The sequence below is a fragment of the Sporosarcina sp. Y838 genome, assembly GCF_056786515.1.
In genome coordinates this window covers 236,116-262,184 of the sequence record NZ_JBXCJD010000005.1, presented here as the reverse complement: position 1 = coordinate 262,184, position 26,069 = coordinate 236,116, and the positions used below count along the sequence as shown (strand labels likewise).

At 39.7% G+C, this 26,069-nt stretch carries 27 protein-coding genes, 1 pseudogene and 1 riboswitch; of the genes and pseudogenes, 17 read left to right on the top strand and 11 right to left on the bottom strand.

Annotation, left to right across the window (positions count from 1 at the left end):
- The first annotated feature begins 10 nt into the window (after nt 1-10).
- From AC1TO4_RS09555 to AC1TO4_RS09540, 4 genes are all read left to right on the top strand, one after another.
- The gene (locus tag AC1TO4_RS09555) at nt 11-1,204 is read left to right on the top strand and encodes a bifunctional 3,4-dihydroxy-2-butanone-4-phosphate synthase/GTP cyclohydrolase II (RefSeq protein ID WP_482105118.1); all 1,194 of its coding nucleotides are present in this window, start codon (nt 11-13) and stop codon (nt 1,202-1,204) included.
- 13 nt (nt 1,205-1,217) lie between these two features.
- Nucleotides 1,218-1,682 (top strand): 6,7-dimethyl-8-ribityllumazine synthase, encoded by a 465-nt coding sequence (ribH, locus tag AC1TO4_RS09550; protein ID WP_482099903.1) that lies wholly within the window; start codon nt 1,218-1,220, stop codon nt 1,680-1,682.
- Between the two features lie 150 nt (nt 1,683-1,832).
- Nucleotides 1,833-2,180 carry an ASCH domain-containing protein gene (locus AC1TO4_RS09545; RefSeq protein ID WP_482099902.1) on the top strand — a complete coding sequence of 116 codons (348 nt, stop codon included), beginning with the start codon at nt 1,833-1,835 and terminating at the stop codon, nt 2,178-2,180.
- 8 nt (nt 2,181-2,188) lie between these two features.
- Nucleotides 2,189-2,632, top strand: a complete 444-nt coding sequence (locus AC1TO4_RS09540; protein ID WP_482105117.1) for a hypothetical protein — start codon at nt 2,189-2,191, stop codon at nt 2,630-2,632.
- A 116-nt stretch (nt 2,633-2,748) separates the two neighbouring features.
- On the opposite strand, the gene AC1TO4_RS09535 is transcribed toward AC1TO4_RS09540, so the two are convergent.
- Nucleotides 2,749-3,336 (bottom strand): uracil-DNA glycosylase, encoded by a 588-nt coding sequence (locus tag AC1TO4_RS09535; RefSeq protein WP_482105116.1) that lies wholly within the window; start codon nt 3,334-3,336, stop codon nt 2,749-2,751.
- Between the two features lie 142 nt (nt 3,337-3,478).
- Between AC1TO4_RS09535 and AC1TO4_RS09530 the strand changes: the two genes are divergently transcribed.
- The 3 genes and pseudogenes from AC1TO4_RS09530 (at nt 3,479) to AC1TO4_RS09520 (ending at nt 5,925) form a co-directional block, all read left to right on the top strand.
- The gene (locus AC1TO4_RS09530; protein WP_482105115.1) at nt 3,479-4,330 is read left to right on the top strand and encodes a GNAT family N-acetyltransferase; all 852 of its coding nucleotides are present in this window, start codon (nt 3,479-3,481) and stop codon (nt 4,328-4,330) included.
- A gap of 183 nt (nt 4,331-4,513) precedes the next feature.
- A pseudogene (locus AC1TO4_RS09525) lies at nt 4,514-5,276 on the top strand (class I SAM-dependent methyltransferase).
- Nucleotides 5,277-5,328: 52 nt separating this feature from the next.
- A complete protein-coding gene (locus AC1TO4_RS09520) occupies nt 5,329-5,925 on the top strand; it encodes a hypothetical protein (protein ID WP_482105114.1) in 597 nt (198 codons plus the stop codon).
- 118 nt (nt 5,926-6,043) lie between these two features.
- Here AC1TO4_RS09520 and AC1TO4_RS09515 read toward each other — a convergent pair whose 3' ends face one another.
- Complete coding sequence (locus AC1TO4_RS09515; RefSeq protein WP_482105113.1) at nt 6,044-6,415, bottom strand: winged helix-turn-helix transcriptional regulator; 372 nt, start codon at nt 6,413-6,415, stop codon at nt 6,044-6,046.
- Between the two features lie 189 nt (nt 6,416-6,604).
- Here AC1TO4_RS09515 and AC1TO4_RS09510 point away from each other — a divergent pair, with 189 nt between their 5' ends.
- Nucleotides 6,605-7,804: an MFS transporter gene (locus AC1TO4_RS09510; protein WP_482105112.1), complete on the top strand. Its 1,200-nt coding sequence runs from the start codon at nt 6,605-6,607 to the stop codon at nt 7,802-7,804.
- Nucleotides 7,805-7,872: 68 nt separating this feature from the next.
- Complete coding sequence (locus AC1TO4_RS09505; protein ID WP_482105172.1) at nt 7,873-8,715, top strand: aldo/keto reductase; 843 nt, start codon at nt 7,873-7,875, stop codon at nt 8,713-8,715.
- 184 nt (nt 8,716-8,899) lie between these two features.
- Here the strand turns inward: AC1TO4_RS09505 and AC1TO4_RS09500 are convergent, their stop codons facing one another.
- The gene (locus tag AC1TO4_RS09500) at nt 8,900-10,066 is read right to left on the bottom strand and encodes an aminotransferase class I/II-fold pyridoxal phosphate-dependent enzyme (protein ID WP_482105111.1); all 1,167 of its coding nucleotides are present in this window, start codon (nt 10,064-10,066) and stop codon (nt 8,900-8,902) included.
- 169 nt (nt 10,067-10,235) lie between these two features.
- A riboswitch (SAM riboswitch) is annotated at nt 10,236-10,346 on the top strand.
- 102 nt (nt 10,347-10,448) lie between these two features.
- Between AC1TO4_RS09500 and AC1TO4_RS09495 the strand changes: the two genes are divergently transcribed.
- Genes AC1TO4_RS09495 through AC1TO4_RS09485 form a run of 3 tightly spaced genes read left to right on the top strand, consistent with a single transcriptional unit; the run spans nt 10,449 to nt 12,953 of the window.
- Nucleotides 10,449-11,462, top strand: coding sequence for a methionine ABC transporter ATP-binding protein (locus tag AC1TO4_RS09495; protein WP_482099894.1), 1,014 nt, complete (start codon nt 10,449-10,451; stop codon nt 11,460-11,462).
- A complete protein-coding gene (locus AC1TO4_RS09490; RefSeq protein ID WP_482099893.1) occupies nt 11,452-12,123 on the top strand; it encodes a methionine ABC transporter permease in 672 nt (223 codons plus the stop codon). Before AC1TO4_RS09495 ends, AC1TO4_RS09490 begins: the two co-directional genes overlap by 11 nt.
- Before the next feature lie 17 nt (nt 12,124-12,140).
- On the top strand, nt 12,141-12,953 hold the full coding sequence (locus AC1TO4_RS09485) for a MetQ/NlpA family ABC transporter substrate-binding protein (protein WP_482105110.1): 813 nt from the start codon (nt 12,141-12,143) through the stop codon (nt 12,951-12,953).
- Nucleotides 12,954-13,017: 64 nt separating this feature from the next.
- On the opposite strand, the gene pepF is transcribed toward AC1TO4_RS09485, so the two are convergent.
- The 3 genes from pepF to AC1TO4_RS09470 form a co-directional block, all read right to left on the bottom strand.
- A complete protein-coding gene (pepF, locus tag AC1TO4_RS09480) occupies nt 13,018-14,838 on the bottom strand; it encodes an oligoendopeptidase F (protein ID WP_482105171.1) in 1,821 nt (606 codons plus the stop codon).
- 124 nt (nt 14,839-14,962) lie between these two features.
- A complete protein-coding gene (locus AC1TO4_RS09475) occupies nt 14,963-15,259 on the bottom strand; it encodes a hypothetical protein (RefSeq protein ID WP_482105170.1) in 297 nt (98 codons plus the stop codon).
- A gap of 151 nt (nt 15,260-15,410) precedes the next feature.
- Complete coding sequence (locus AC1TO4_RS09470; RefSeq protein ID WP_482105109.1) at nt 15,411-15,839, bottom strand: hypothetical protein; 429 nt, start codon at nt 15,837-15,839, stop codon at nt 15,411-15,413.
- A 122-nt stretch (nt 15,840-15,961) separates the two neighbouring features.
- Here AC1TO4_RS09470 and AC1TO4_RS09465 point away from each other — a divergent pair, with 122 nt between their 5' ends.
- Both AC1TO4_RS09465 and AC1TO4_RS09460 read left to right on the top strand, forming a co-directional pair.
- Nucleotides 15,962-16,681, top strand: a complete 720-nt coding sequence (locus AC1TO4_RS09465; protein ID WP_482099890.1) for an AAA family ATPase — start codon at nt 15,962-15,964, stop codon at nt 16,679-16,681.
- A gap of 49 nt (nt 16,682-16,730) precedes the next feature.
- Nucleotides 16,731-17,216, top strand: coding sequence for a PaaI family thioesterase (locus AC1TO4_RS09460; RefSeq protein WP_482099889.1), 486 nt, complete (start codon nt 16,731-16,733; stop codon nt 17,214-17,216).
- Nucleotides 17,217-17,577: 361 nt separating this feature from the next.
- On the opposite strand, the gene AC1TO4_RS09455 is transcribed toward AC1TO4_RS09460, so the two are convergent.
- The gene (locus AC1TO4_RS09455; RefSeq protein WP_482105108.1) at nt 17,578-18,840 is read right to left on the bottom strand and encodes an erythromycin esterase family protein; all 1,263 of its coding nucleotides are present in this window, start codon (nt 18,838-18,840) and stop codon (nt 17,578-17,580) included.
- A gap of 151 nt (nt 18,841-18,991) precedes the next feature.
- On the opposite strand from AC1TO4_RS09455, the gene AC1TO4_RS09450 reads away from it, so the two are divergent.
- Together AC1TO4_RS09450 and AC1TO4_RS09445 are read left to right on the top strand one after the other, a co-directional pair.
- Nucleotides 18,992-19,231, top strand: coding sequence for a hypothetical protein (locus AC1TO4_RS09450; RefSeq protein WP_482105107.1), 240 nt, complete (start codon nt 18,992-18,994; stop codon nt 19,229-19,231).
- Between the two features lie 324 nt (nt 19,232-19,555).
- Nucleotides 19,556-19,861: a magnetosome magnetite crystal formation protein family gene (locus AC1TO4_RS09445; RefSeq protein WP_482099886.1), complete on the top strand. Its 306-nt coding sequence runs from the start codon at nt 19,556-19,558 to the stop codon at nt 19,859-19,861.
- 85 nt (nt 19,862-19,946) lie between these two features.
- On the opposite strand, the gene AC1TO4_RS09440 is transcribed toward AC1TO4_RS09445, so the two are convergent.
- Together AC1TO4_RS09440 and AC1TO4_RS09435 are read right to left on the bottom strand one after the other, a co-directional pair.
- On the bottom strand, nt 19,947-21,740 hold the full coding sequence (locus AC1TO4_RS09440; RefSeq protein ID WP_482105106.1) for an LTA synthase family protein: 1,794 nt from the start codon (nt 21,738-21,740) through the stop codon (nt 19,947-19,949).
- Nucleotides 21,741-22,043: 303 nt separating this feature from the next.
- On the bottom strand, nt 22,044-23,639 hold the full coding sequence (locus AC1TO4_RS09435) for a catalase (protein ID WP_482105105.1): 1,596 nt from the start codon (nt 23,637-23,639) through the stop codon (nt 22,044-22,046).
- Between the two features lie 216 nt (nt 23,640-23,855).
- Between AC1TO4_RS09435 and AC1TO4_RS09430 the strand changes: the two genes are divergently transcribed.
- The gene (locus tag AC1TO4_RS09430) at nt 23,856-24,461 is read left to right on the top strand and encodes a YitT family protein (RefSeq protein WP_482105169.1); all 606 of its coding nucleotides are present in this window, start codon (nt 23,856-23,858) and stop codon (nt 24,459-24,461) included.
- A gap of 28 nt (nt 24,462-24,489) precedes the next feature.
- Here AC1TO4_RS09430 and AC1TO4_RS09425 read toward each other — a convergent pair whose 3' ends face one another.
- Nucleotides 24,490-24,852, bottom strand: coding sequence for a hypothetical protein (locus AC1TO4_RS09425; RefSeq protein WP_482099882.1), 363 nt, complete (start codon nt 24,850-24,852; stop codon nt 24,490-24,492).
- A 260-nt stretch (nt 24,853-25,112) separates the two neighbouring features.
- Complete coding sequence (locus AC1TO4_RS09420; RefSeq protein ID WP_482105104.1) at nt 25,113-26,036, bottom strand: DsbA family protein; 924 nt, start codon at nt 26,034-26,036, stop codon at nt 25,113-25,115.
- Nucleotides 26,037-26,069 lie beyond the last annotated feature (33 nt).

Genomic DNA, 26,069 nt, shown 5'->3' with positions numbered 1-26,069 from the left:
AGGAAAAAAGATGTACACTACCGTAGAAAAAGCAATCGAAGATCTGAAAAAAGGAAAAGCGATAATTGTTGTTGACGACGAGGATCGCGAAAATGAAGGGGACTTTGTTGCGCTTGGTGAATTTGCAACGCCGGAAATGATTAATTTCATGGCGACTGAAGGTCGTGGATTGATTTGCGTGCCGATAGATGAAGAGAAATCCCAACAGCTTGATCTTGGACTTATGACAAATAATAATACCGATGTAAACGGAACAGCTTTCACGATAAGCATCGATCACGCGCAGTGTCACACTGGTATTTCTGCATTTGAACGATCAGAAACCGTGTTGAAGATGCTGGGGAGTGAAGCCAGACCGACTGATTTCACAAGACCCGGTCATATTTTCCCATTGATTGCCAAGGCTGGCGGTGTCTTAAAAAGGTCAGGTCATACAGAAGCTGCGGTCGACCTTGCGAAGCTTGCTGGGTCAGAGCCGGTGGGCGTGATAGTTGAAATTATGAATGTCGATGGAACGATGGCTAGAGGACCACAGCTAAAAGAAATCGCGGATAAATATGACCTTGTAATTTTAACGATTCAGGAACTGATTGCTTATCGCCGAAAAACTGAAAAACTTGTCGAGCGTATCGTGGATATTGATTTGCCGACGGATTATGGTGATTTCAAAGCAGTCGCTTTTAAAGAAACAGAAACCGGGCATGAACATATTGCTTTGATAAAGGGTGATATTGAAAATGCTGAAAATGTACTAGTCCGCGTTCATTCGGAATGTTTGACAGGCGATGTCTTTGGCTCATGCCGATGTGATTGCGGCCCTCAACTTCAGGCAGCACTCACGCAGATTGAAAAAACCGGAAGAGGCGTCCTGCTGTATATGCGTCAGGAAGGGCGGGGCATCAGTCTTGTCAATAAAATGAAAGCATACAAGCTACAAGAAGAAGGATACGACACGGTTGAGGCTAATGAAAAATTAGGATTCCCGGATGACCTCCGAGATTACGGAATCGGCGCACAAATCCTAAGGGAACTCGGTTTAACAACCATTCATCTTTTGACGAACAACCCGCGTAAAATCGCCGGTCTGGGTGGACATGGCTTGGAAGTAACGGAGCGTATTCAAATCGAAATGCCAGTAAAAGAATCAAATAAAGCGTATATGGACACAAAGAAAAGTAAAATGGGCCATATACTAAATAGTTGAGGGGGAAATAATAATGGGAACAATTTATGAAGGACATTTAATTGGAACAGGGCTTAAAATCGGTATCGTCGTTGCTAGATTCAATGATTTCATCACTGGTAAATTATTGAGCGGAGCGGAAGATGCATTGCATCGTCACGGAGTGGATGAAAGTGATATTGCTGTTGCGTGGGTACCGGGTGCTTATGAAATCCCGCTAATCGCGAAGAAAATGGCTGCTTCCGGCAAGTACGATGCTGTTATCACACTTGGCACAGTCATACGCGGATCAACACCGCATTTCGACTTTGTTTGTAATGAAGTTGCTAAAGGAGTCGCAGCCATCAATCTGCAGGAAGGCATCCCAGTCATCTTCGGTGTCTTGACGACGGATACAATTGAACAAGCAATTGAACGGGCAGGAACGAAAGCTGGAAATAAAGGATGGGATTCAGGGAATTCTGCAATTGAGATGGCGAATTTGTTGAAACAGATTTAATTACTGATAAGTGAAGGCTCAGTATCTGGTTACCTGGATACTGAGCCTATTTTGTCTTTATTTTAGTATTGGTGACCAGAAGTCTCGCTAATTTCGTTTGGAATAGTTATGATAGAGGGAGTTGTTATTTTATGAAATGAGGCGATTTACATGAGTGAACAATCAAATGTTAGACTTCCTGAAAAAACATGTTCGATTGAGAGGCTTGTTACGATTCCAAAAGATGTTGAGAAAGTGATAAATGGCGAAAAAACGGCTACACGTCGTAATGGTGTTTATGCAGATCTTGGTGAAATAATGGTACTCGAAGGTAAAGAGTTCAAAGTAGATGCAATATATTCACAGACGCTTGGTGAAATGACGGACGAAAATGCAAAGCAAGAAGGCTACACATCGATGGAGGAATATAAACAATCCATTCTTGCGATGCATGATAAAATGCCATGGATCCCAACGATGAGCGTATGGGTGCATGAATATAGCCCCGTGGCGAAATGACGTTCTGAATGAATTCGGGAATCTATGGTGCGATTGTCTTTCTGCACGTTATCAGTGCTGTCCTCGCCATAGGTCCATTATTTATATTAATGCCGATTATTAAGCGATTGCGTGACGTTGAAACTGTAATAGAGGAAACTTATTTATCCGTTATCAACGTCATCATCCGTATCGTCATGCATGCAGGACATTCTCTCGTCTACACTGGTGCCCTCTTATTAATATTTGGACCTTGGCCATGGTATACATCATGGGTAATTTTGACGCTTGCAGTAATGCTTTTATCTGGAGTTTTTCTGGCCAAAGGATTTACAATTGTCTTACGGAAATTTAAAAATCCGGATACTGATAAAAATAAAATACTTAATCGTTTGAATACAACTTCTTGGATATATATTGGTCTTATGCTGATTATGCTTTGGCTCATGGTTCAAAAACCGATGCTTTGGTGAATATGAATGAGAAGTACTCATCATACATAGAAAAGGACATGCATCTTAACCGGTGCATGTCTTTTTTGTATTAATAATGAGTAGCCTGAACAGTTTCTAATTTGAAAACGTGCCTGTCACCGATTCAAATCACCATACCGTTCTGCAACGAACTTCAAGTCCTGTAAAAATAATGAACGTAAGTTAGGTCGACGTCTAACAGCAAGTGGATGGTAAGCGACGGCCGTCTGAAATCCTCGTACATCATGCCAACTACCCCGTAATGACTTCACATCAGCTTCGGTATTTTGAAAAAAAGATTGGACCGCCACATTTCCCAAGCAAAGAATTAGACTGGGTTTCTTTTCTGTAAGCTGTTGATCTAAATGTTGCATACAGATTTGACGGGTTACCTCTTTTTCATAGGCGCGCACGGGTTTTCTTTTCAAGATAAAAGTGACATACAAATCATCTAATTTTAAGCCTGCCTCGCTGGCAACTTCTTGTAGAGTTTGCCGCGTCCCGCAAAGAAATTCCTCACCTTCACGGTCCTCACGTGCTCCGGGATTATCGAGAATAATCATAATGGGCGCATTCGGATTACCTTCACCCCAGACCATCCGTGTTCCGTGTTCATATAAACCGCATAACTTACAATCTACAAGCTGATTAGGGGTTGGCTCCTCCGTCAATGCTTTTGGACAAAAGTCAGATATGGTTTTCATCTCCCTTTACTGGTCAGACTCAATCTTTAAAGCTTTCCTCTAATCAATGGATTTCAAACTACGCTACAGTGTACTGGTCGTTTATGGTAAAATTGGCATAAGATTTCGAAGAAACTAATTACTGTGAATGGAGTTGGTGGGAATGGAATTGAAGCAATTTGCAGACGTGAATGAATTCGGATTAAAAGCGGAACCGACTTTATTTAAAGGGGAAGATGTCTACAGTCTTTTTCTAGGGGTGTTGCATGCTATCAAAGCAGGAAGGTATGAAAACCCCTTCATGGCAATAATTGAAGAGGATGGGGAAGTGCTAGCACTATTTCAAATGACACCTCCACATCCTTTAAACCTTGTTTTTACCGATGAAGACAGGTTGGAAGAATGTATGGATTTGTTAATTAGAGAATTAATGGAACTTGGAATCGAAATTAGTTCTATCATTAGTTTGAAACCATGGGCATACTTTTTTGCAAAGAAATGGGAAGCGAAAATAGGTATGACTCATAAGTTGTTGATGGATCAAGGAATATACCGACTGGATAACGTAAATGAGTCATTAACGCACAGCCCGGGTTCCTGGCGTTTTGCAGATAAAGATGACTGTCCGCTAATTGAAAAGTGGTACAACTTGTTTGAAGAAGATGCAGAATTACCATCTTCAGCTGAAGCAGATGTAAAAAAACGAGTTGCATCATTTGTAGAAGAACAGGAAGTATTTTTGTGGGAGGATGGCGGGAAAGTCGTATCAATGATGAAAAAAGCGCGCCCGACAAATCATGGCGTTACAGTGTCTCTCGTATTTACACCTCGGGAAGAGAGGAAAAAAGGCTATGCCCGGACGATGGTTGCTACTGGAACACAAGAACTTCTTAAAGAATATAAGTTCTGCGTTCTTTATACAGATTTATTGAATCAGACATCGAACAAAATCTACCAGGAAATTGGTTATCAACAAATTGCAAATTCTGTACAGCTTGGTTTTGTAGGGGAATAAATGTGAAATTTAGCACTGCCGTACGAAAGTATCTTATTAAGTTAAAATAAAAATCACCATTTTAATGTGCTATAGGCGATTGGTTCTTCAATATACCGTCATCTATACATTTTAATAGTTGGAGTATTTAAAAATAATTGTATTTGATGGTAAATAAGTGTGGAAGTTGAAAGGAGAAGTAAATTGTTAAGTTATTATAGTAAGTTATCCTCTGAAGTCTATGATTTAGACAAACCTGTAGGGCATTCATTCGGGGATGTGGAATATTATTTAAATAGATTAGATTCTTGCACAGGGCGTATTCTCGAACCCGCCAGCGGTACAGGTCGAATCTTGATACCACTTATGGAAAAAGGATTTAAGGTTGATGGATTTGACAGTTCGGCTGATATGTTAACTATCTGTCGTACCAACTGCGAAAAAAGGGGGTTTAACTCCTAACCTTTTCGAAGGAGATATGGAGTCATTTTCATTAAGTCAGAAATATGATGCCATAATTATCCCTGCGGGTACATTTTTGTTACTGCATAAGAGAGAGGAGTCTATTGAAGCGTTGAAAAACTTTTTCCATCATCTTATAGATGGTGGAAGGTTAATTGTTGATTTATTTATGCAGTCCGATGTCACGATAGGCAAAGTCTCGACTAGAACTTGGGAATGTGCAAACGGTGATAGTATCACATTGGAAAATAAAACTGTTGAAATTGACTATATCCATCAGTACTCAATAGCGCATGGGCGATATGAGAAATGGCGTAACGGTACGCTTTTACAAACCGAACTTGAACGATTCCCTTTACGTTGGTATGGAATAGAAGAATTCAAGCTAATCTTAGAAGACATAGGGTTTGAAAATATTACAATTTCTTCGGACTATAATTTTGGGGAGTATCCGGTGAACCCAAAACAGGCAATAACGTTTGAAGCTGTGGCTAATAAAGAGTAGATACTATCTTTGTGAAATAAATTGACCATACATTATACGGGGAGTTGACTTTATGTATCGTAAATTCTTTAGGAAGGATCCATCTACCACTCAAAGGGGAAACAAACATCGAGATATCGGATTATTGCTTTCCCTCGCACTTTTTTCATTGCTGATTGCAGCATGTTCGGTAACGGAACCAGAAGACAAAAATAAGGTTGCCATTCAAACTGTACTTGAACATGAATTTACTGCTCCCGACAAGGAATTTACTAGAATTTTTAACGATTTGATAAAACAACAACGCAACAATCCGGATACACCGCCGGATGATACAGAGTTCACCAACTATCTGGAGAAGATATACGGACCGCATTTCACCGAATTAGGATATGACAGACACATTCTAATTTACCCTTTGAATTATCAAGTTGCAGCTGATAACTCAGGCTATCAAATTACTGTCGACAAGATTGACGTGGAACAAAGCGAGGATCGGCCCAGTGATTACGGCTTTACGGTTCATGTAAAGTATAAAAAAGAGGGCGGCAACAAAAAGAAAGCCGAGATAACGGGCCTTGCAGTATTACCCGAGGAAGGTAAAATAGAAGAGATTCGCTATAATCAGGATTATGGTGAGCTTGAAAAAATCATAAAGGGTGATTTTTAACGCACCACAAAGAGGGCAGAGATGTTATGACAATGAAAATAATGCAGTTGAAAATAACCTCCCCGCAAAGTGGAAAAAGAGATTCCGTGTGAATGGAATCTCTTTTTTATGCAGTTAGTTATCTCAGCTTATCGTTCAAAACGCTATCGCCTAGGACAGAAAATTTATCTCCATATACCATCGTGATATGAACATCTCCCCATGCACATAGCGCATCCAAAATGCTCCCTAAACTTAAACCATATTCACTTAGCTCATACTCCACTTTCGGGGGAACCTGGTTGTAGGCAATCCGGTTAATAACGCCATCCGCTTCCAGTTCACGCAATTGTTGCGTTAACATTTTTTGCGTAATATCAGGCATGAGTCGTTTCAATTCATTGGTTCGTTTTTTACCATGAGTTAAATGGCAGAGGATCACACATTTCCACTTTCCGCCAATCACTTCTAATGTCGCTTCGACAGATATATTATACTTCTTTTTTGTCATTATAATCCTCCTCTATAGGAACCTAAAAGTACCTATATCACTAATTGGTACCTACAGCACTTTAAAGTGCGTACTTTTCTTTATGACCCTTGTGAATCATACTAACATAAGCGGTGGGTTACACGATATAAATTTTAGCTCTTCGTCGATTTAATCATATAACGTGGGAATAGAAAGGAAAGGAAAAGAATGACTTTAGATAAAAAGAGAAGTATGTTTGCACTGCTTGCCTTAGCTGTCAGTGCATTTGCAATTGGAACAACGGAGTTTATCAGTGTGGGGCTATTGCCGCTGATTTCTCAAGATCTCGATATATCGGTTACAACAGCTGGGCTGACTGTTTCGCTCTATGCACTAGGCGTAATGGTTGGTGCGCCAATTTTAACGTCACTCACTTCTAGAATGCCGCGGAAATCATTACTGCTGTGGATTATGGTAGTCTTTATTATAGGGAACGGCATCGCGGCAAGTGCAACAAGTGTTTCGGTCTTACTGCTTGCCCGTGTCATTTCTGCATTTTCACACGGTGTATTTATGTCGATTGGATCGACGATTGCCGCTGACGTCGTTCCCGAAAATCGCAGAGCAAGCGCAATTTCAATCATGTTTACAGGACTCACAGTTGCTACGATTACAGGAGTTCCATTCGGTACATTTATTGGACAGCAATTTGGTTGGCGCTTTGCCTTTGTGGCAATCGTAATTATAGGGATTATAGGGTTAATTGCGAATAGTATTCTTGTACCATCCGATTTACGTCAAAGTAAACCCACATCTATTCGGAATCAAGTCAAGCTCGTGACAAATAGTCGGATATTGCTAGTCTTGACGATTACAGCACTTGGGTACGGAGGAACATTTGTCGTATTCACGTACTTATCACCGATGCTTCAAACGATAACAGGATTTAAACAAGGAACAATCGTGATGATTTTACTTGTTTATGGAATCGCGATTGCAATCGGTAATATGATAGGCGGAAAACTATCAAATAAAAACCCGATCGGCTCGCTATTCTATATGTTTATCGCCCAGGCAATTGTGCTTATTGTTTTGACGTTTACGGTACCATTTAAGATCGCAGGTCTTATCACAATAATTTTCATGGGCTTGTTTGCATTTATGAACGTTTCGGGACTTCAAGTGTATGTCGTCATGTTAGCCGAACGTTTTGTGCCAGGTGCAGTAGACATAGCCTCCGCAATGAACATAGCTGCATTTAATGCGGGAATTGCAATAGGTGCCTACGCAGGCGGAGTAGTAACAGATTCAATCGGGCTTATTCATACAGCATGGATTGGAGGGACAATGGTACTGATTGCCGCACTATTAACAGGAATCAGCGGAGCACTGGAAAGGAAAGATCAGCAAAAACTAGGCACATCCTGAATAAGGGAGCAATTTTAGACGAGAAATGATTGCAATATAGTGGTAATTACAACATTGGAGGGAATTGAATTATGAACAACTTACAATCAACAACAACATTGCAAAATGGCGTGAAAATGCCTTGGTTGGGTCTTGGGGTATTTAAAGTTAAAGAGGGACAAGAACTGGTGAATGCAGTGAAAACTGCAATTACACATGGCTATCGCAGTATCGATACAGCCGCGATTTATGGCAATGAAGTTGGCGTGGGACAAGGTGTTCGTCAAGCAATGGCGGAATCTGGAGTTGCAAGAGAAGATCTATTCATCACATCAAAAGTCTGGAATTCAGAGTTGGGGTACGAAACGACAATCGCAGCTTATGAAGAAAGCTTAACTAAACTAGGTGTAGAATATTTGGATTTATACCTAATTCATTGGCCTGTAGCTGGTAAATATAAAGAAGCATGGCGCGCAATGGAAACCCTTTATAAGGAAGGTCGGGTTAAAGCAATCGGTGTAAGTAATTTCCAGATTCATCACCTGGAAGATTTGATGAAAGATGCGGAAATTAAACCGATGCTAAACCAAGTGGAATATCATCCACGTTTGACACAAAAAGAACTGCATGCATTTTGCCGACAACATGATATTCAATTGGAAGCATGGTCTCCGCTTATGCAGGGAGGGTTGCTCGATAATACGGAACTTCAAGAAATTGCCGATAAATATGGTAAATCCATAGCCCAAGTCATTTTACGCTGGGACTTACAAAATGGCGTTATCACAATTCCGAAATCGACGAAAGAACATCGCATCGCCGAAAACGCTACCGTGTTCGATTTCAAGTTAACAGCAGAAGATATGGCACGCATCGATAGTTTGAATAAGAATCATCGAGTTGGTCCAGACCCGGATAACATTAAATTTTAATATGAATTAACATAAAAGTAAGGGATCAAAACTATACAAGTTTTGATCCCTTACTTTGGTAATTAGATGAGTGGAAATAGTCAGTGTATAAACTGTGCATAGGCTCCATTCAAGGGCAGCCAGAGCCATTCCTTAGCGCAAGCGAAGTTAAAATGATTCTATATTTCAACAGACACAATAATCATTAAGAAAATAGACCGAGTTTTTCAATCCTTGCAATCGCTTCAATTATACGATCTTCTTCTACTAATAAGCCTACGCGTACATAACCTTCGCCATGTTTTCCGAAGGCGTGCCCGGGTGCAACGGCAATGTCCGCTTTATCCAATAGTAAATTGGTTAAAGACTCACTTGTATATCCTATTGGAACAGGCAACCAAGCGAAGAAAGAAGCTGTTGGGGCAACGACGTCCCAACCGATTCGTCTACATTCGGAAATTAGGACATTTCTGCGACCTTCGTAGAGGGATACGAGTTCATCTACACAATCTTGGCTTCCTGTTAACGCAGCCGCAGCCGCGCGCTGAACAGCCGGGAAAATATCAATGAATAGATGGTCTTGTAATAAGTTGATTGCTTCTATGATATCAGCATTACCGATAGCGAAGCCGACCCGCCAACCGGCCATGTTATAGGTCTTTGACAACGTGTACGTTTCAATGCCAACGTCTTTAGCGCCTTCCGCCTGTAGGAAACTGACAGGCTTAACGCCGTCAAAACCGATTCCACCGTAAGCGAAGTCGTGAAGGATGGCAATATCATTGGCTTTTGCCAATGCAACCGTTTCTTCGAAGAAAGGTATATTGGCAGTTGCGCTGGTTGGATTGTTCGGGTAGTTCAGATACATTAATTTTGCTTGTTTTTTTTGTTCTTCCGTTAAGGCATTATAATCAGGTAAAAAATCATTCTCAGCTACCAATGGCATTAAATCATATTTAATGTTTGCCAAGCTTACACTTGATAAATAATCGGGATATCCAGGATCCGGAAGCAAAAGTAATTCACCTTCGTTCATTATGGCAAGCGGTAACTCAACCAAGCCGGGTTTTGTACCAAATAGAATTGCGACTTCTGTTGTCGGGTCAATTTGAACATCGTATTCTCGCTTATAAAAGTCGGCAACCGCCTGTTTTAATTCGGGCGTTCCTCTGAACGGGGAGTACCCGTGTGTTGCTGGATCTTCAACCGCTTCTTGAAGTGCTTTTACAATGTGAGGTGGAGTAGGTTGATCGGGGTTACCACGCCCCAAGTTAATAACGTCTCGACCTTCCGAAAGAGCTTCTTCAACATTTCGTACAAGTGATGCGAAAAAGTGCGGCGGTAAGTTTTTTAATCGATTTGATAGTGCCATTTAATAACCCCGTTTTCTATATAGTAAAAAACTATTATTTTAAGGTTAGTATACATGGAATGCAACTTAATTGACAATACTTCCGAAAAGGATAGCATGATGATAGGTTGACAAATTAATTAGAAATGACTACTATTAATGGTATATCATCAAAACAATAATATAATGGTACTTATCAAGAGAGACTGAGGGATAGGCCCGATGACGTCCAGCAACCCCTTGTGTAAAGCAAGGAAGGTGCTAACTCCTACAGAGTGAACTTCATTCTGAAAGATGAGCTGAAACCTTTTTCGGTGCTTCTTTCTTATTATGAAAGAAGCATTTTTATATGGTCAGGCATCCAGAGATTTCATACTTCCATTTAAAGAAAGAGGAGATTTATATGATACAAATACAAAACGTGTCGAAAGTATATACAACAAAAGAGAGAGTTGTTACCGGCGTTGATAATGTGTCGTTAGACATAAACACAGGAGAGATTTTCGGAATCGTCGGTTACTCGGGCGCAGGGAAAAGCTCACTTATCAGATGCCTCAACTTATTGGAGAAACCAACGAGTGGAACGATTTTAGTCGACGGTTTAAATCTGATGAATCTAAAAGGAAATAAACTTCGTCTGGCGCGTTTGAAAATCGGAATGATTTTTCAGCACTTTTATTTAATCAGCCAAAAGACTGTATTTGAAAATATTGCATTTGCATTACGAGCTGCAAAAACATCTCCCGATAAAATAAATACACGGGTGACAGAGTTGCTTGAAATGGTCGGCCTTTCTGATAAGCGTGACGTCTATCCTGCACAGTTAAGTGGTGGCCAAAAGCAGAGAGTGGGCATTGCTCGTGCGCTCGCGAATAACCCATCCGTTTTGCTTTGTGATGAAGCAACTTCCGCACTCGATCCGAATACAACGCTATCAATCTTACGGCTTTTGAAAAAAATCAATAAGGAATTGCGTATTACAATTGTTCTTATTACGCATGAGATGAATGTAGTGAAGGAAATTTGCGATCGAATGGCGATTATGCAAAATGGCAAAGTGATTGAAGAAGGACAAGTATATGATATCTTTTCAAACCCTCAAGAAACATTAACCAAGGAGTTTATCAGTAGTGTCGTATCGTTTGATGTTCCATCAGCAATATTGAGTAGGTGTACGGGACAACTCGTTAAAGTTATGTTTAAAGGGGATGTGGCGGGCGAGGGAATTATCTCAGATATGGTCCAGCAATTTAGGGTACAAGGTAATTTCCTTCATGGCTCGATTGAATATATTCAAGAAATGCCTCTAGGTACTTTTTTAATGGAACTTAAAGGGGAAGATGACGAAATAGAAAAGGCCATTGCCTATATGTCATCGCGGGCTGCCCAAGTGGAGGTTATTGAATATGGGAATTGATATTCAACATGTTATGGAGCTTATGCCTGATATTACGAAAGCATTTGGTGAGACGCTTTATATGATAGGTATTTCTCTTGTCATCGCGCTAGTTATTGGACTGCCATTAGGAATCCTATTGTTCACCACGGAAAAAGGACTGTTTTTAGAGAACAGGGTATTGAATTCAGTTCTCGGTTTTATCGTCAATATGGTCCGTTCTGTTCCGTTCATTATTTTACTAGTCGCGCTGATCCCGTTGACTATTTTAATAGTAGGAACTCCGATTGGTCCTGGCGCAGCGAGCGTTTCGTTATCTGCTGCTGCGATTCCATTTTTTGCTAGAATCGTGCAGACTTCGCTACGTGAAATTGATAAAGGTGTCATTGAAGCTGCAATCGCGGTAGGTGCGACGCCATGGATGATTATCAAAGATGTGCTACTGCCGGAAGCAAAAACAAGTATTATTCAAGGTGTGACAATGACAGTCATTAGTTTAGTCGCCTATTCGGCGATGGCAGGCGTTGTCGGCGGTGGAGGAATCGGCGATTTAGCAATCCGGTTTGGTTATTATCGTTACGACAATACGATTATGGTTGTCACTGTCGTGATATTAATAATTTTTGTACAACTAATTCAATTTGCAGGAGATCGTATTTCAAAAGTTGTTGATAAAAGATGATAGGGAGAGAAAAAATTATGAAAAAGTTTCTATTTGTTGTAGTAGTCCTTATACTTGGAACAGTGCTTGCCGCTTGTGGTGGTAAAGAAGAAGCATCTGATGATAAATCCTTGAAGCTTGGTTCGACTGCAGGACCGTACAGCGATATGTTAAAAAAGGCGATTATTCCCGGACTTGAAGAAAAAGGATATAAAGTGGAACTAGTCGAGTTCAGCGATTATATTCAGCCGAACAACTCCTTAGCAAGTGGTGATATTGATGCAAACTTGTTCCAGAACACGACTTACTTGGAGAATGTTGTGAAAGAAACTAAAGCGGAATTGTCACCACTGATTATCGTTCCAACAGCTCCAATGGGGATATTCTCCAATAAATTCAAGTCTATCGAAGAAATTGAGGAAGGCGCAAAAATTGCCATTCCAAACGATCCTGTCAATGGGGCTCGTGCTCTATTAGTGTTACAAGACGTGGGTCTGATTGAATTCGATCCTAATGCAGAAGTATTAAAAGTATCCGAAAAGGATATCACAATGAACAAGAAGAACTTAGTATTTCAACCTATCGAAGCGGGACAGCTTCCACGCTCCCTTGATGGCACTGATTTAGCAGCCGTTCCTGGAAACTTCGCACTTGCCGCAAGCATGAATTTATTGGATGCGTTGGTTCTGGAAGATATGCTCGATATTTACAGAAATGTTGTTGCAGTAAAAACGGAAAATACCGATAAACAATTTGCTAAAGATATTATTGAAATCGTAGAGTCAGCAGAATTTGAAAAAGTGATTGATTCGGATTTTGAAGGTTTTGGTAAACCCGAATGGATGAAATAAGAATTTCAAAATAGATAGCAAAAAGCTGGCGAGACCATTACGGTTTCGTCAGCTTTTTTTGAATTTATTGTGAGACATTCGCCTTTTCATTTGCTTCGATATCTTGCGTCAAAACGATGAGTTCATCAATCAAATCCCCGATGTAAGCAATTGTGTCACGTAATGGTTGTTCTGTTGTAATATCCACACCTGCCATTTTTGAGAGTTCAGCAGGTGATTTTGTACCGCCCGCTTTGAGGACATCCAGCCATTCATCGACAGCAGGTAGACCTTCTTTCAAAATACGTTTAGACACTTGTGTGGAAATCGTAAGTCCAGCACTATATGTGTATGGATACAAGCCCATGTAATAGTGGGGCTGGCGCATCCATGTTAGCTCGGCACCTTCATTAATCTCTACAGTGTCCCCCCAGAACTCTTCAAGGACTCCGCGTTTAAAGTTATTTAAGACACCCGCATTGACACTACCACCTGAATCGATGCGTTCATACACTTTTCTCTGATATGCAGCTTCCAACAAATGTGTCACGAAATTGTGATAATACGTGCGTGCAACGATGGATGAAATGACCCAACGTTTGAATTTGAGATCATCCGAGTTTTTTAACAAATGGTTTGCAACAAGCATTTCATTCATCGTTGAAGGGGCCTCGATGAAGTACATGGATGGACGTGCATTGAATACATTCTGCTCACGATTCGCATTATAGAAATGACCTGCATGACCAAGTTCGTGAGCAAGTACAAATACGTCTTCCATGCTACCGGTCCATGAAATGAGAATATATGGGTGGTTACCGTAGGGGCTCGAACAAAAAGCACCCGTCGATTTACCTTTGTTCTGAGCAAAATCTATCCATCGTTCATTATACGAACGATCCACCATGTTAACATAGTCTTCGCCCATGATTGCAAGAGCGTCATCTATATACTTCTTCGATTCCTGAATTGTGATCTTCGGCTCATAAGTCGGATCAAGTGGAACTTTCAGATCGGCAAAAGTCATTTTATCAAGTCCATGGACTTTTTTTAGAAGGTTTGCATATTTACGCATATGAGGTGCAAGTTCGTTCGTGATCAAGTCAATTTGACGGTCATACATGGATTTATCAACTTCTTGATTGAATAATAAGTAGTCAAAAATCGTGTCATATCCACGTAAATCGGATGTTGTTTTTTCTGTTTGAAGATGCATATCGTACGTTTTTGCTGTTGTATGCTGGTAGTCTTTTAATTTTGCAGAAAATGCGTCAAACGCAGCGCGGCGCTTGTCCGTGTCTGCTTCCGATTCCCAGTCACCTTCGAACGATACATAGCTTAATGGATACATTTTTCCATCGACTTCAAAATCATCAAACGACATGTCGACCATTTTCGTCGTATTATACAAGCCGTAAGGAGCGTTGAATGTTGATGAATACGCAGCCAATGTTTTTTCAACCTCAGGATGCAATTGGTACTTCTTTTTACGGATTAATTTCTCCAAATAATTTTTGAACACATCAGATTGTTTCATTGCATTTTCTAATACATCGACAGGTAAGAGGGAAAGTTCGCTGTCAATGAAGGAAAGTTTACTGTTCATTCTTGCCGCAGTAGAACCGAATTTACTTGAACGCATTTGTGCTTCATCATCTGTCTGATCCGTACTGAACGATAAACTTGTATACGTACCGACAGGAACAATTTGTTCGTAAATTGCTGCAAAGCCTTTGAGTGCGTCATTTACAGAAGCGGCGTCCTTAATATTTCCTTTGAATTGTTCAACGTATACTTCAACGTCCTTTTCTAGCTCGATTATTGCATTGTTATATGCTTCTTCAGTTTTGAAAAGATCCTGTAAATTCCACGTTTCTTCTAGCTGTACTTCTGAACGCAGTGGCATACTTTTAACCAATCGAATCACTCCTTTTTATTACGGATGTCGAACTAAATATTAGTATATAGGAGAATTGATAATAATAAAAGATTGAGTCTATCTTTTCTTAACCTTCAGAAAGATAAAAGCGTTACTTTGAAAGCCTTTGAATTTCATCGGTTACGACAAAAGCAAGTTCATCATTGCCGAAAAGCTGCAATACATCGAGCATTGTTTCATTGTCAATGTCTATTTCTTCTTCAAATTTTGCTTCTTCTATTATTTTTTTCATCGTTTCGTTTTCTTGTTGCTCTGGATAAGCTTTGCCATACAGTACATGTGGATTTAAGTCGTTATTTGAACACCATTGCACAAATAACCTGATCATCAGCTGTTCATCCTGCTGATATTTCTGAATGACTTGATCATCGATACTTTTAAATTCCATCACGGAAATACACTCCTTTTTTAATGCCTATTAACAAGTATATACGATAGCTGAAACATTCAACGAGTAATATACAATTGTATTAAAAACGATAAGCAAGTCAACAAAAAAAGGACAAGAAAGTTTCAGGTTTCTTGTCCTTGCAAATTACCTATTTTATAAATAACTGAACTAACCAGTCAACATCTAGTGGTCCGTCAACGACTTCGTAATAGAGTAATGAGTTTTGGATGATTAAATTCTCATTTAGGATAATCGTAATTTCGTTTCCGTCTTCATCTTGTAACATAATGCTGTACTCTTCGATATTGTCCTCAAGTCTAATATCTTCCGGCTTCAATTTCCGGATTTTATAGTCTTGGAGAAAATTAAGCAAACTTTCAATTTTATCTTCATCCTTGGTATATTCGATATTGTAGCCGAGGGGGGAAGCTTTTGTTAGTATAAGTGAAGTGAAAGGGTTTTGAATAGCGTCGAGAAGTACTATAAACTCCTTGTCATCGTAATCGTGGAGGGACTGGACCATTGCGTAAGTTCCACCCATCATTATGGCAAGCAGTATAAGTCCTCTAATTATCATCTTCAATTCCTCCTGTAACTCGTTTATGTAGTATACGCAGACGATTGTGTTTTGAATAGTACTGTGACCAATACTATTATGCTTATTCATACAAAAAGGTTAATAGAAGGGAGTGTGAGCAATTGTTTTTGAAAAGAATTACGCTAATGCATGATGAAGGAAGTTCACTAGATGAGTATCCTTTTTCAATTCCATCTATTCAATCAATGTCAAAACTGGATTTAAAGAAAAGCGTTACGTTTTTTGTAGGAGAAAATGGGTCGGGTAAATCAACGTTACTTGAAGGGATTGCAGATTTATGCGGATTTAATTCAGCGGGTGGCGGAAGAAATAATAGTTACGATGTAGACGCATCTGAAAGTGCGATTAGTGAGTATCTACGCTTGTCGTGGATGCCTAAAGTGACAAAAGGGTTCTTTTTACGGGCCGAATCTTTTTATCATTTTGCTTCACATATTGACAGTTTAGGAGCAGCCGCGCTTGAGAGCTATGGCGGTAAGTCTCTACATGAACAGTCACATGGGGAATCCTTCCTGTCATTATTTTTAAATCGTTTCAATGGAAAAGCCGTTTATCTGTTGGATGAGCCCGAAGCCGCATTATCACCGCAAAGGCAGTTGGCATTTCTGCGTATCATGCATGATCTTGTCCAAGAAGAGGAATGTCAGTTTATCATTGCCACTCACTCACCAATCATTTTAGGCTATCCTGATGCAACCATTTTGAGTTTTGATGATGGAGTGATAAAAGAAACGGAATATGAAATGACAGAGCACTATCAGATTACAAAATACTTCCTTGATCATAGAGAAAAGTTTTTAAAAGATATTTTGAATGATTAATTACTTATCAGAATGTTATAATTAATATGGAATGGGGGAGGTTGGAATAATGGAGACGAAAAGAGAAGTAGTAAATGCAATACAAGATAACTATCCTGATGATTTTGCTTGGTGTTTTGGTTGCGGTAGATTAAATGAAGACGGTTACCACTTCCGTACAGGTTGGCTGGGGGAGGAGACGGTAACTTTTTACGAACCGTCACCAAAACATATTGCAATTCCAGGGTTTGTCTATGGGGGACTTATTGCTTCGCTTATTGACTGCCATGGGACGGGCTCGGCTGCGCTTGCCTTGCACCGGAAAAACGGTAATGAACCGGAGAGCGAAGTAGAACCACCACGTTTCGTCACTGCATCATTGAACGTGAATTACTTAAAACCTACTAAACAAGGAACATTATTAAAAGCGGTAGGTAAAGTAGAAGAAATCCATCCAAAGAAATTTAAGGTATCAGTTGAGGTTTTAGCGGACGAGTCACTTGTTGCAACAGGAGAAGTCGTTGCAGTTGTCATGCCAGCCACCTTTGCACAATAATCATTAAAACAATAATAGTACATGCTGATTGCCATTAGGCAGTCGGCTTTTTTTTCGTATTAGTATATAAATAATTAAAGAGTATTGAAAATGAATGCCAAATGAAACAGTTGGGTAGACTGATTTCAGCTCCTTATAATTATATAGAACAAGATAGGGGGCAAGGAGGGAAATGAAAATGAAGACAATAGTCGAAATCCTCGCAACCATCTTACTCGTTGTTATTGGAGGAAAACGCGAGAGCGACTTAATCACCATGAAACGTTGATAGAAATGCCGTTGTAATTGACGCTTTGCATATCTAAAGTAAGAAGCCAAAAGAACAAGCCAAATTGAGTATTCAAACTGGCTTGTTCTTTTTCTATGCTTCAACTATCGGGGTGAGTGCCTTGGTTTGATCTATAAATATAAATGCATCATATCGATTTCCCATTTGGGAAGGAACATAATTTCCGTATGCCTCATTCTCAGGGTTGTAAACGACTCCAATTGCTCGATGACCAATCCAGCTGATGAAGTGTTCCTTGTTTTCTTCGTCAAAGATAAATAACTTATCGAATGCTCCTGTTTGATGTAACAAAGCTTCCCAAGAATGTTTTCGTGCAGGAGGTACATTTATGATTCTATATGGGACACCCCACTCCTCGGCTGCAATGACAGTGCCCTGGTGTGTACCGAACCCCACCGCGTAGACTTCGTCATCTTTATACTGTTCGCGGAGCAATTGACCGACATTCAGCATTCCATCGTCTTGCATTGTTGTGGCACGTGCGTCTCCGATATGTGTATTATGCTCCCAAACGATTATTTTGGAATTTGTTCCGTAATAATTTTTCACTTCATTAATTACATTCACCATATGTTCGTCGCGGATATTCCAGGATCGTGTATTGTCTTTAATCATGGTGCGGTAATATTCCTCAGCTTTATCAACTATAATTGCGTTCACTTTTAAATTCAAATCGGCTTCATTGGTTTCATCGTAGTTTTTTATATTCGAACGAATTGACGATAGTAATTCGCTAACTTCATTAGTACAGACTTGTGAAAAATGTGCTGTGGAAATTGCATAATGATCCGGCATACCGTTAAAAGGTTCAAAACAGGAAAAAGCTTTCTTCGCAAGCTTAAGGTCCGCACCTTCAGGATTAGTCTCTGTTAGATAACGAATAATTTCTTCCATCGATTCCCATAGACTATATATATCAATGCCGTAAAAACCCACTTTTCTATCCGGGTTTTTATTGTTATTATGCGTTTTTAACCATTCAACAAAATCAGCTATATCTTCATTAGCCCACATCCAAGTTGGCCATCTTTTAAATGCTTTGACTATTTCTTGTGCACTTGCATCATTTTCGCTGTAACCCTTTATATATTGGTTGACTATTTGTGCAGAAGGCCAATCACCTTCTACAGCAATGGCCGTAAATCCTTTTTGCTCAATCAACTTCTTAGAAATTTCAGCACGTATTTTATAGAATTCAGAAGTACCGTGACTCGATTCACCCAATAGTACAATCGAAGCATCTCCAATTGCATCGATTAGTGTGGCAAATTCCGGATCCGAATCCATTGGAATTGCGTATTTTATCACTGCTTCTTCAAGTGTATATTTCAACATTTTGCCCACCTTTCTTGCAATGTATTATAAAAGTATGCCCCGAAATTTTTATAGTACCCTTATTTAAGTTGAATAAAATAATTAACTTTCTTGTGACTGACAATTCCGATAATGTACAATGGAACTAACAATATGGTAAAGGGGGATTTATATGCTAGAAGGAGTCATAATTGTTGGGCTTGTCATGTGTGTACCGATTATTGCTATTGTTACTGATCACCAGCGTCGTATTGTCAAAATAAAAGGGGAGTTTATGCGCGATGAAATTGAGTTGGAAAAACTGAAACAGCAAAACTATATCATGGAAACAGAAAAGATGAAGATAGAATTGGAACGGATGAAACTGGACTATACAACAGGGAGCAGTGAAATAATGAAAGTTTTAAAATAGTAGAAAAAGCGTCGTTAACGAGTATGAGCGAAGATAAGTTGAATCCTCCATACAATGATTTAATAGGTGATATTCTAAAGGAATATACAAAATGTGGCCGAATGGATAATTTGGCGGGACATGAAAAACCTTTATCGCAAGAGTATTTTGCTGGTGATACGTTTCTGCACTTTCAATGAATTGTAAAAGATGCAGGTTATAAACCGCATCGGTTAAATTTACAACATGAACAAAAGAGTGATAGTGAATCTTGAGATAAATGAAACTTCCCCTTCTTTCAACCGTATTATAAGCTAATGGAATAAATGGGGGAGGTTTTTGTATTTGGAAAAGACAGGTTTAAAAGTATTGGTTCATGCGAGTGCTTTTTTCGCTCCATTTTTGGTTCCATTCGTTATTTATCTTATTATTGATGATTTAGAAGTTAAAAGAGTGGCAATACAAGCAATCCTTTTTCAATTAGTGATGGGAGCATTGATTTTCGTATCTGCACTACTGATAGTCGTAATTATTGGTATTCCATTAATTCTTGGGTTTCTTTTAATGTGGCTTATCGTTCCAATCATTGGAATTATTAAGGCACTAAACGGGGAATCGTACGATTATCCGATTGTTGGTAGATGGATTTAATAGTGAAAACGAAAGACACGCTCCATATATTGGAACGTGTCTTTTAATCATTGTTAAGTTTTTTTAGCTCATCGCTTGGATTAAATCACTTACTACCAGACTTATTGTGATTGGCTTTTTTATTTCGAGTAGTATAGGAGTTTAAGATTTGATCTGATTGTTGCATGATTTGTAGCGTGTTATCGATAGATTGCTGAGTTTTATTGTTACGTGGTTTCTCTTTCATTGTTTTCAAGTTATAGAGGGTTGCGGGTAATCTAGCACTTGGTGCAACGTATAATGAGTCATTGTTTATGAAAGAACTGCCAGGCAAGTAATAACGCATACCAAGTAAATTATTTTCGTAGTGAAACAAATTGTGACCCATCATCTGCTCATGATGTTGGATACCGAGCAAATTCAATAAGGTCGGCATCAAGTCAACTTGCCCGCCCAAATGGTTAATCGTTTCACCGCTGAAAAGTCCACCTCCAGTAAAAATGACCGGGATGACAAAACGGTCAGACAAGTTATAGGGATGACCGAGCAAATCCAAAAGTATTGACTCGTCTTTATCTGTGACAGGAGCCCCATGAATTCCTGAATGATCCCCGTAAATAAGTATCAGCGACTCATCATACAGACCATCCTCTTTCAGTGTATCAACAAAATTCCCGATTTGTTCATCTGTATATCGGATGGATTGAAAATAATTGCCAACATACGTGTCGTCATAACTGCCTGGCAGTGTGAGATACTGAAGAGTTTCAGGCATTTCAAATGGAGTGTGGCTCGTCATCGTTATGATGTTAGAATACATTTTTTTGTTCTTTATTAATTGCGAAGGCAGTTGTTTTAAAACGAAATCAAACAGCACTTCATCTGCCGGTCCGAAGCCTATTTCTAGTTTTTCCGGAATTTCTTCATCTGTATAGATATAATCAAAACCGAGTGCAGGGTATAGTTTATCACGACTCCAATAGGTGATGGTATCTGCATGATACGTGGCCGTTCCATAACCCTTTTCCCCTAAAGTGTGTAGGAGGGAGGGAACGGGATCACCAGTTAAGACATTGACGGTCGGGTCCATGCCTTCGGGATAGATGGACGTATGCATAAGCCATTCAGTGTCGGATGTGTTGCCAGCACCGATTTGCTGATAGACATTATCAAAATAGACACTATCCTTCAATAAGGCATTTAGATTCGGTGTAATTTCTTGCCCGTTCACTTTCTTACCGATTACAAAGCCTTGCAGCGATTCAACTTGTATGACGAAAACATGTCGATTTTTTGCAATTCCATACGAGGCATGCTTATCCGCTGGGACATAATCATTTCCTTTTAGCTTTTCAATGTCAATTTCAGATAAATTAACATCAGAAGCAAGTGCAATTCCGAAGCCACGTGTGAAAACTTGGACGGCTTGTGATTGCAAATAGCCATTCTCTTTTGCAAAATATGAAACATCGATGAGTGGTTGCCGGAATGCCAATAACGTTGTAATGAGACTGATGCCGCCGAATAGTATGGTTAAACGCCTGCCGACTTTGAATGAGGGTTTAATATTTTTGTTAGTAAAGTAATAAGCGATGGGAAGTATCAGCACCATATCTAGGAAAAATAGAAAATCATATGGCTTGCTAAGAAGTCCGATAGTTCCTCCCACAGAATTTGACTGGTAAATCTGACGTAAGTCATAATAGGATGGAATCGTTGAAAAGTAACGTGTGTAGTAGATAATCGCTATGAATAAGACGGATAATGTAATGTTAAATAGAAGGATTCCCGTCCATACTCGTTTTCTTGCTAAGAAAATAACTAGAGACAGGAAGAATGCCCATAGAGGGAATTCAATGAGTGCAATATGTAAGATGGATTTATTATGAAAAACGACCAATCGGAAGCCGATTATTTTGATGAATAGGAATGTCAAAATGATTATATAAGGATTAGTTAGGATAGATTTAACAGTTTCGCTGAACTTCTTAACCTAAAACACCTCCGATAAAAAATCTATAAACTCAGTGTACCAAAAATAATTTTTGGTGTGAAATAAAGAGTGGAAAGAATAACCCTCAATGTACATTGGTAGAGAATTTCACAAAAGAAGTCATAGTAATGGAACTCTTTCTTTCATGCAAAAGCACCTGAAATAGAACAGCTCACTCAAATGGAATTACCCATTCGAGTGAGCTGTTTTTTAATAAGGATCGGCTTTATGACCCTTTCGCACCGCTTCATCAGGTGCCTTATCACCGTCTCTATTACCGAGAGGTTTTTGACTCGAACCTTCTTTTGTCGAGTGGGCCAATCCGTCACGTAAACGACGCCCGTATTCTTCGTCAGCTTCTTCTGCAAGAGCAATCATTTTTTCTTGGATGCGCTGGTCGCAATTGGAAAGGTCTGACACCAGGTTTGATATTAAATCATCTCGTTCCCAGTCTTCAAACATGCGATACGTATCCCCTGCTTGTTTTGTATTGCTTTGTCGATCAATCGACTCCCTAACGAGATTACCTTGAATGTAAGGTGAGTGTTCTGTTCCATCCTGTGTAGCTTCTTTCAATCCGCCTAAAATTGAAGGCTCATAGTTAATATGCGGGTTCTGACCAGGGGCTCGGTCAACTTTAAGCTGCATCTGCCCACCGCTCTGATTCGTCGCAACCCGTTTTTTTGGTGCGTTGATCGGAAGTTGCAAATAGTTTGCACCGACGCGGTGTCGCTGCGTATCAGAGTAGGAGAATGTACGCCCTTGGAGCATTTTATCATCAGAGAAATCGAGGCCATCTACAAGGACACCTGTACCGAATGCAACTTGTTCCACTTCCGTGAAGTAATCTTCAGGATTTTTGTTTAGGACCATTTTGCCGACAGGTAGCCAAGGAAACTGATCCTCAGGCCATAACTTTGTATCGTCAAGCGGATCGAAATCAAGTTCATGATGTTCATCGTCGCTCATAACTTGGACTAGCAGCTCCCATTCGGGATATTCGCCGTTTTTGATAGCGTCATATAAATCCTGTGTCGCGTGATTGAAATTAGTTCCTTGGATTTCACTTGCTTCTTTTTGAGTCAAGTTTTTAATACCTTGTTTCGGTTCCCAATGATACTTAATAAGTACAGCGACCCCGTCCTTATTCACCCATTTATACGTATTGACACCGGAGCCTTGCATCATGCGGTAGTTGGCAGGAATGCCCCAAGGTGAATAAACGAATGTTACCATATGGAACGATTCAGGTGAGCTCGCACAAAAGTCGAAAAATCGTTCACTGTCTTGAATATTCGTAATTGGATCGGGTTTAAAAGCATGAATCATATCGGGAAACTTAATCGCATCTCGGATAAAGAAAATTTTTAAATTGTTCCCGACAAGATCCCAGTTACCGTCTTCTGTATAAAACTTTACGGCGAAACCACGTGGGTCACGAAGTGTCTCAGGCGAGTGCCCACCATGTATTACGGAAGAAAAGCGAACAAATACAGGTGTTTGTTTCCCTTTTTCTTGAAAAAGTTTCGCGCGTGTATACTTGGAGACCGGTTCCTTGCCAGCTGTTCCATATGCTTCAAAATAGCCGTGTGCGCCCGCTCCACGAGCGTGAACGACGCGTTCAGGAATTCGTTCTCTGTCGAAGTGACTAATCTTCTCCAGAAAATCGTAGTTTTCCAAAACGGCAGGACCTCGATTGCCGACAGTCCTTATATTCTGGTTGTTTGTAACAGGGTGCCCCTGTCTATTCGTCAATGTGTCTTCATGTTCTTCAGATGATTTGTTATTAGATGGATTTTCAGACAAATGATAGCCTCCTCTTTGATGTGACGAAACGTAGGCGATGCAACTCAACCGCTGATTTATCTTAATAAGGTATTTCATTCATTCTTTGCACTATTTTAAAGGGATTAATTCCCGTTCCTTCTTTAATTATAATGAATTGTCGTTATTGGGTTAAGAAATGTCCAAGTCAATCATATACATCTATAAAGTAAATAAAATAGGTGGGATCCTGTGTACATGTTCGAAAAAGCGTTAACTATATTTCTAGGCAGTTTGTTAGTCGCAGTTGGTGTGAATATGTTTCTTGTTCCGTTTGAGTTGTTGGATGGCGGTGCACTTGGAATTAGTTTGATTTTTCATTATGCGATGGATGTTAAGGTGGGTCTTACGTTTCTTATCGTAAGCATTCCAATCTTCATGTTGGCTTGGAAGTACTATCGTTCGTTTTTCTACCACGGAATCCATGGCATGTTACTTTCATCCCTACTTATAGATCTATTGTATCCATTACATATGATTGGAAGGGAATTGGTAACTGTTCCACTAGTAAGCGCGATTTGTGGCGGAATCATTATCGGTACGGGAATAGGCATGATGCTCCGTCTCGACATTAGTATTGGAGGAACTGATTTACTGGCACAAATGATCGCAAGAAAATTGATGATTAATCCAGGCATTATGATATTTAGCGTTGATATACTGATTGTTACAATAGGAAGTCTGCTGATACCTTCAATTCACATAGTATTGTCAATTGCGACAGTGTTCTTTGCCGGTCTAACAATGAGTCTGATTGTAGCTAAAACTGGGAAAGTAAGAGGTGCAATTATGGAGCTGAATTGAACAAATATGTTGAATGAAATTAAATCTTTTATGTTTCTTCTTTAACTCCGACATTATTGAATCCGTTGTAAATATCAATTGAATTTGTCACGATGATCGCTAATAAGATGGAAGTCTTACTTATGTCGATTATGAAAGTGATTTTCTCTGTAGTGCTGTCGTAGAGTTCTACCATATACGGTACAAATTCAGGATTGAACAAGTTCGGATTTAATATAATGGACAAAAGGAGCGCAGTCCAAAGTACATTGACAATAAAATTTCCGCCTGCAATTCTAGTTGTCCATTCTAAACCAGTGGATTTATAAACAGACAAAGACAATTCAAACGTAATTAATATTAATAAGAAAGGAAAGTAATAAAGCATAGTATCCCCATTCAAAGCAAACATGAAAGCATTCCCTTCCGCCGTTGTATGATTATCCTAAAGTATTGCCAAATTAATGATGAAAAATAAGCTCGCGGATATGTTTTTTGAGACAAACTAGGAATGATTGATATGTATGAATAACTTAACCGGAATTTGGAGTTGGATAGTGAAAGAGGGGATACAAAAACAAGACCGAGTGTCGATCAACTAGGTCTTGTTTTTGTCATTATTCATGATTTCAAATACTATCGATGTCTCGCTGCATTGATCATCGAGTAGTGCTATCCGATGATTGTAATATACTTTTCGCCAAGTACTTCCTTTGTTTCAAAATCGGTATTGACCAATTGTTCACTTACGAAAGCTTCAAAATCTTTTTCCTCAATTGCAAAAAACTCTTCGATTTCACGTGAGAATAACAGTTTCTCTTTTTGGATTAAGGTCAATAAGTTGGATAGTTGTTTCGGTTGTATAGTATCCCCCGGGAGGATTTGTTGTAGTGCTGCAATGTACTGTTCAAGCGCACGTGCTCCTACAATTTTGACACCTTTTTTCTCTTCATTCAATATAACGATTGTAGGGAAGCCACGAACGCCTAGTTGCCGCACAAGCTGAAAATCTTCATGCAAAGAAGTTTCCGCTTCTGGCAGTTTCGATTGTCTGATGATTTCTTCCCCGTTAAGTCCGACACTATCGACAAGCTCTATTAACATGTCGTCTTCTGCAATGTTTCTATTGAAAGCGAAAAGAGCCTCCCGTGCACGTCGTAAAAATGCGTTTGCAAGATCCGGGCCTTGCTGATCTATCACTTTAAAAACGCGGGAAGGAATGAAGGAAGATTTGATTGGATTATCATGCCAGAGAGTTCCATCAATCGGCATGCGGGAATGTTCACCAACCTCTCTCCAGTGATCGGCAACGTCCACAGGCCCATTGATGCCATTTGCAGTATCCGAAAAGCCATCCCAGTTTTCCAATAATCCACCCATCAATGTATGCATATTGAAGTATTGACCGTATTGCGATTCAAATTTGCGGAGTACGGGTTCCAATGCCCAGCAATGGGAACAAATTGGATCCGTTACATAATACAGATCGGCTTTTTTTGTAGGTGCAGAGAGGTCGATGAATTCCATTACGGTATCACCACCAGGCCCGCATATGCCTGTTTCTAAGTCGCACATCATGTTGTTTTTCGTTTCCATTTCGATTCCTCATTTCTATATTATGACTACTTC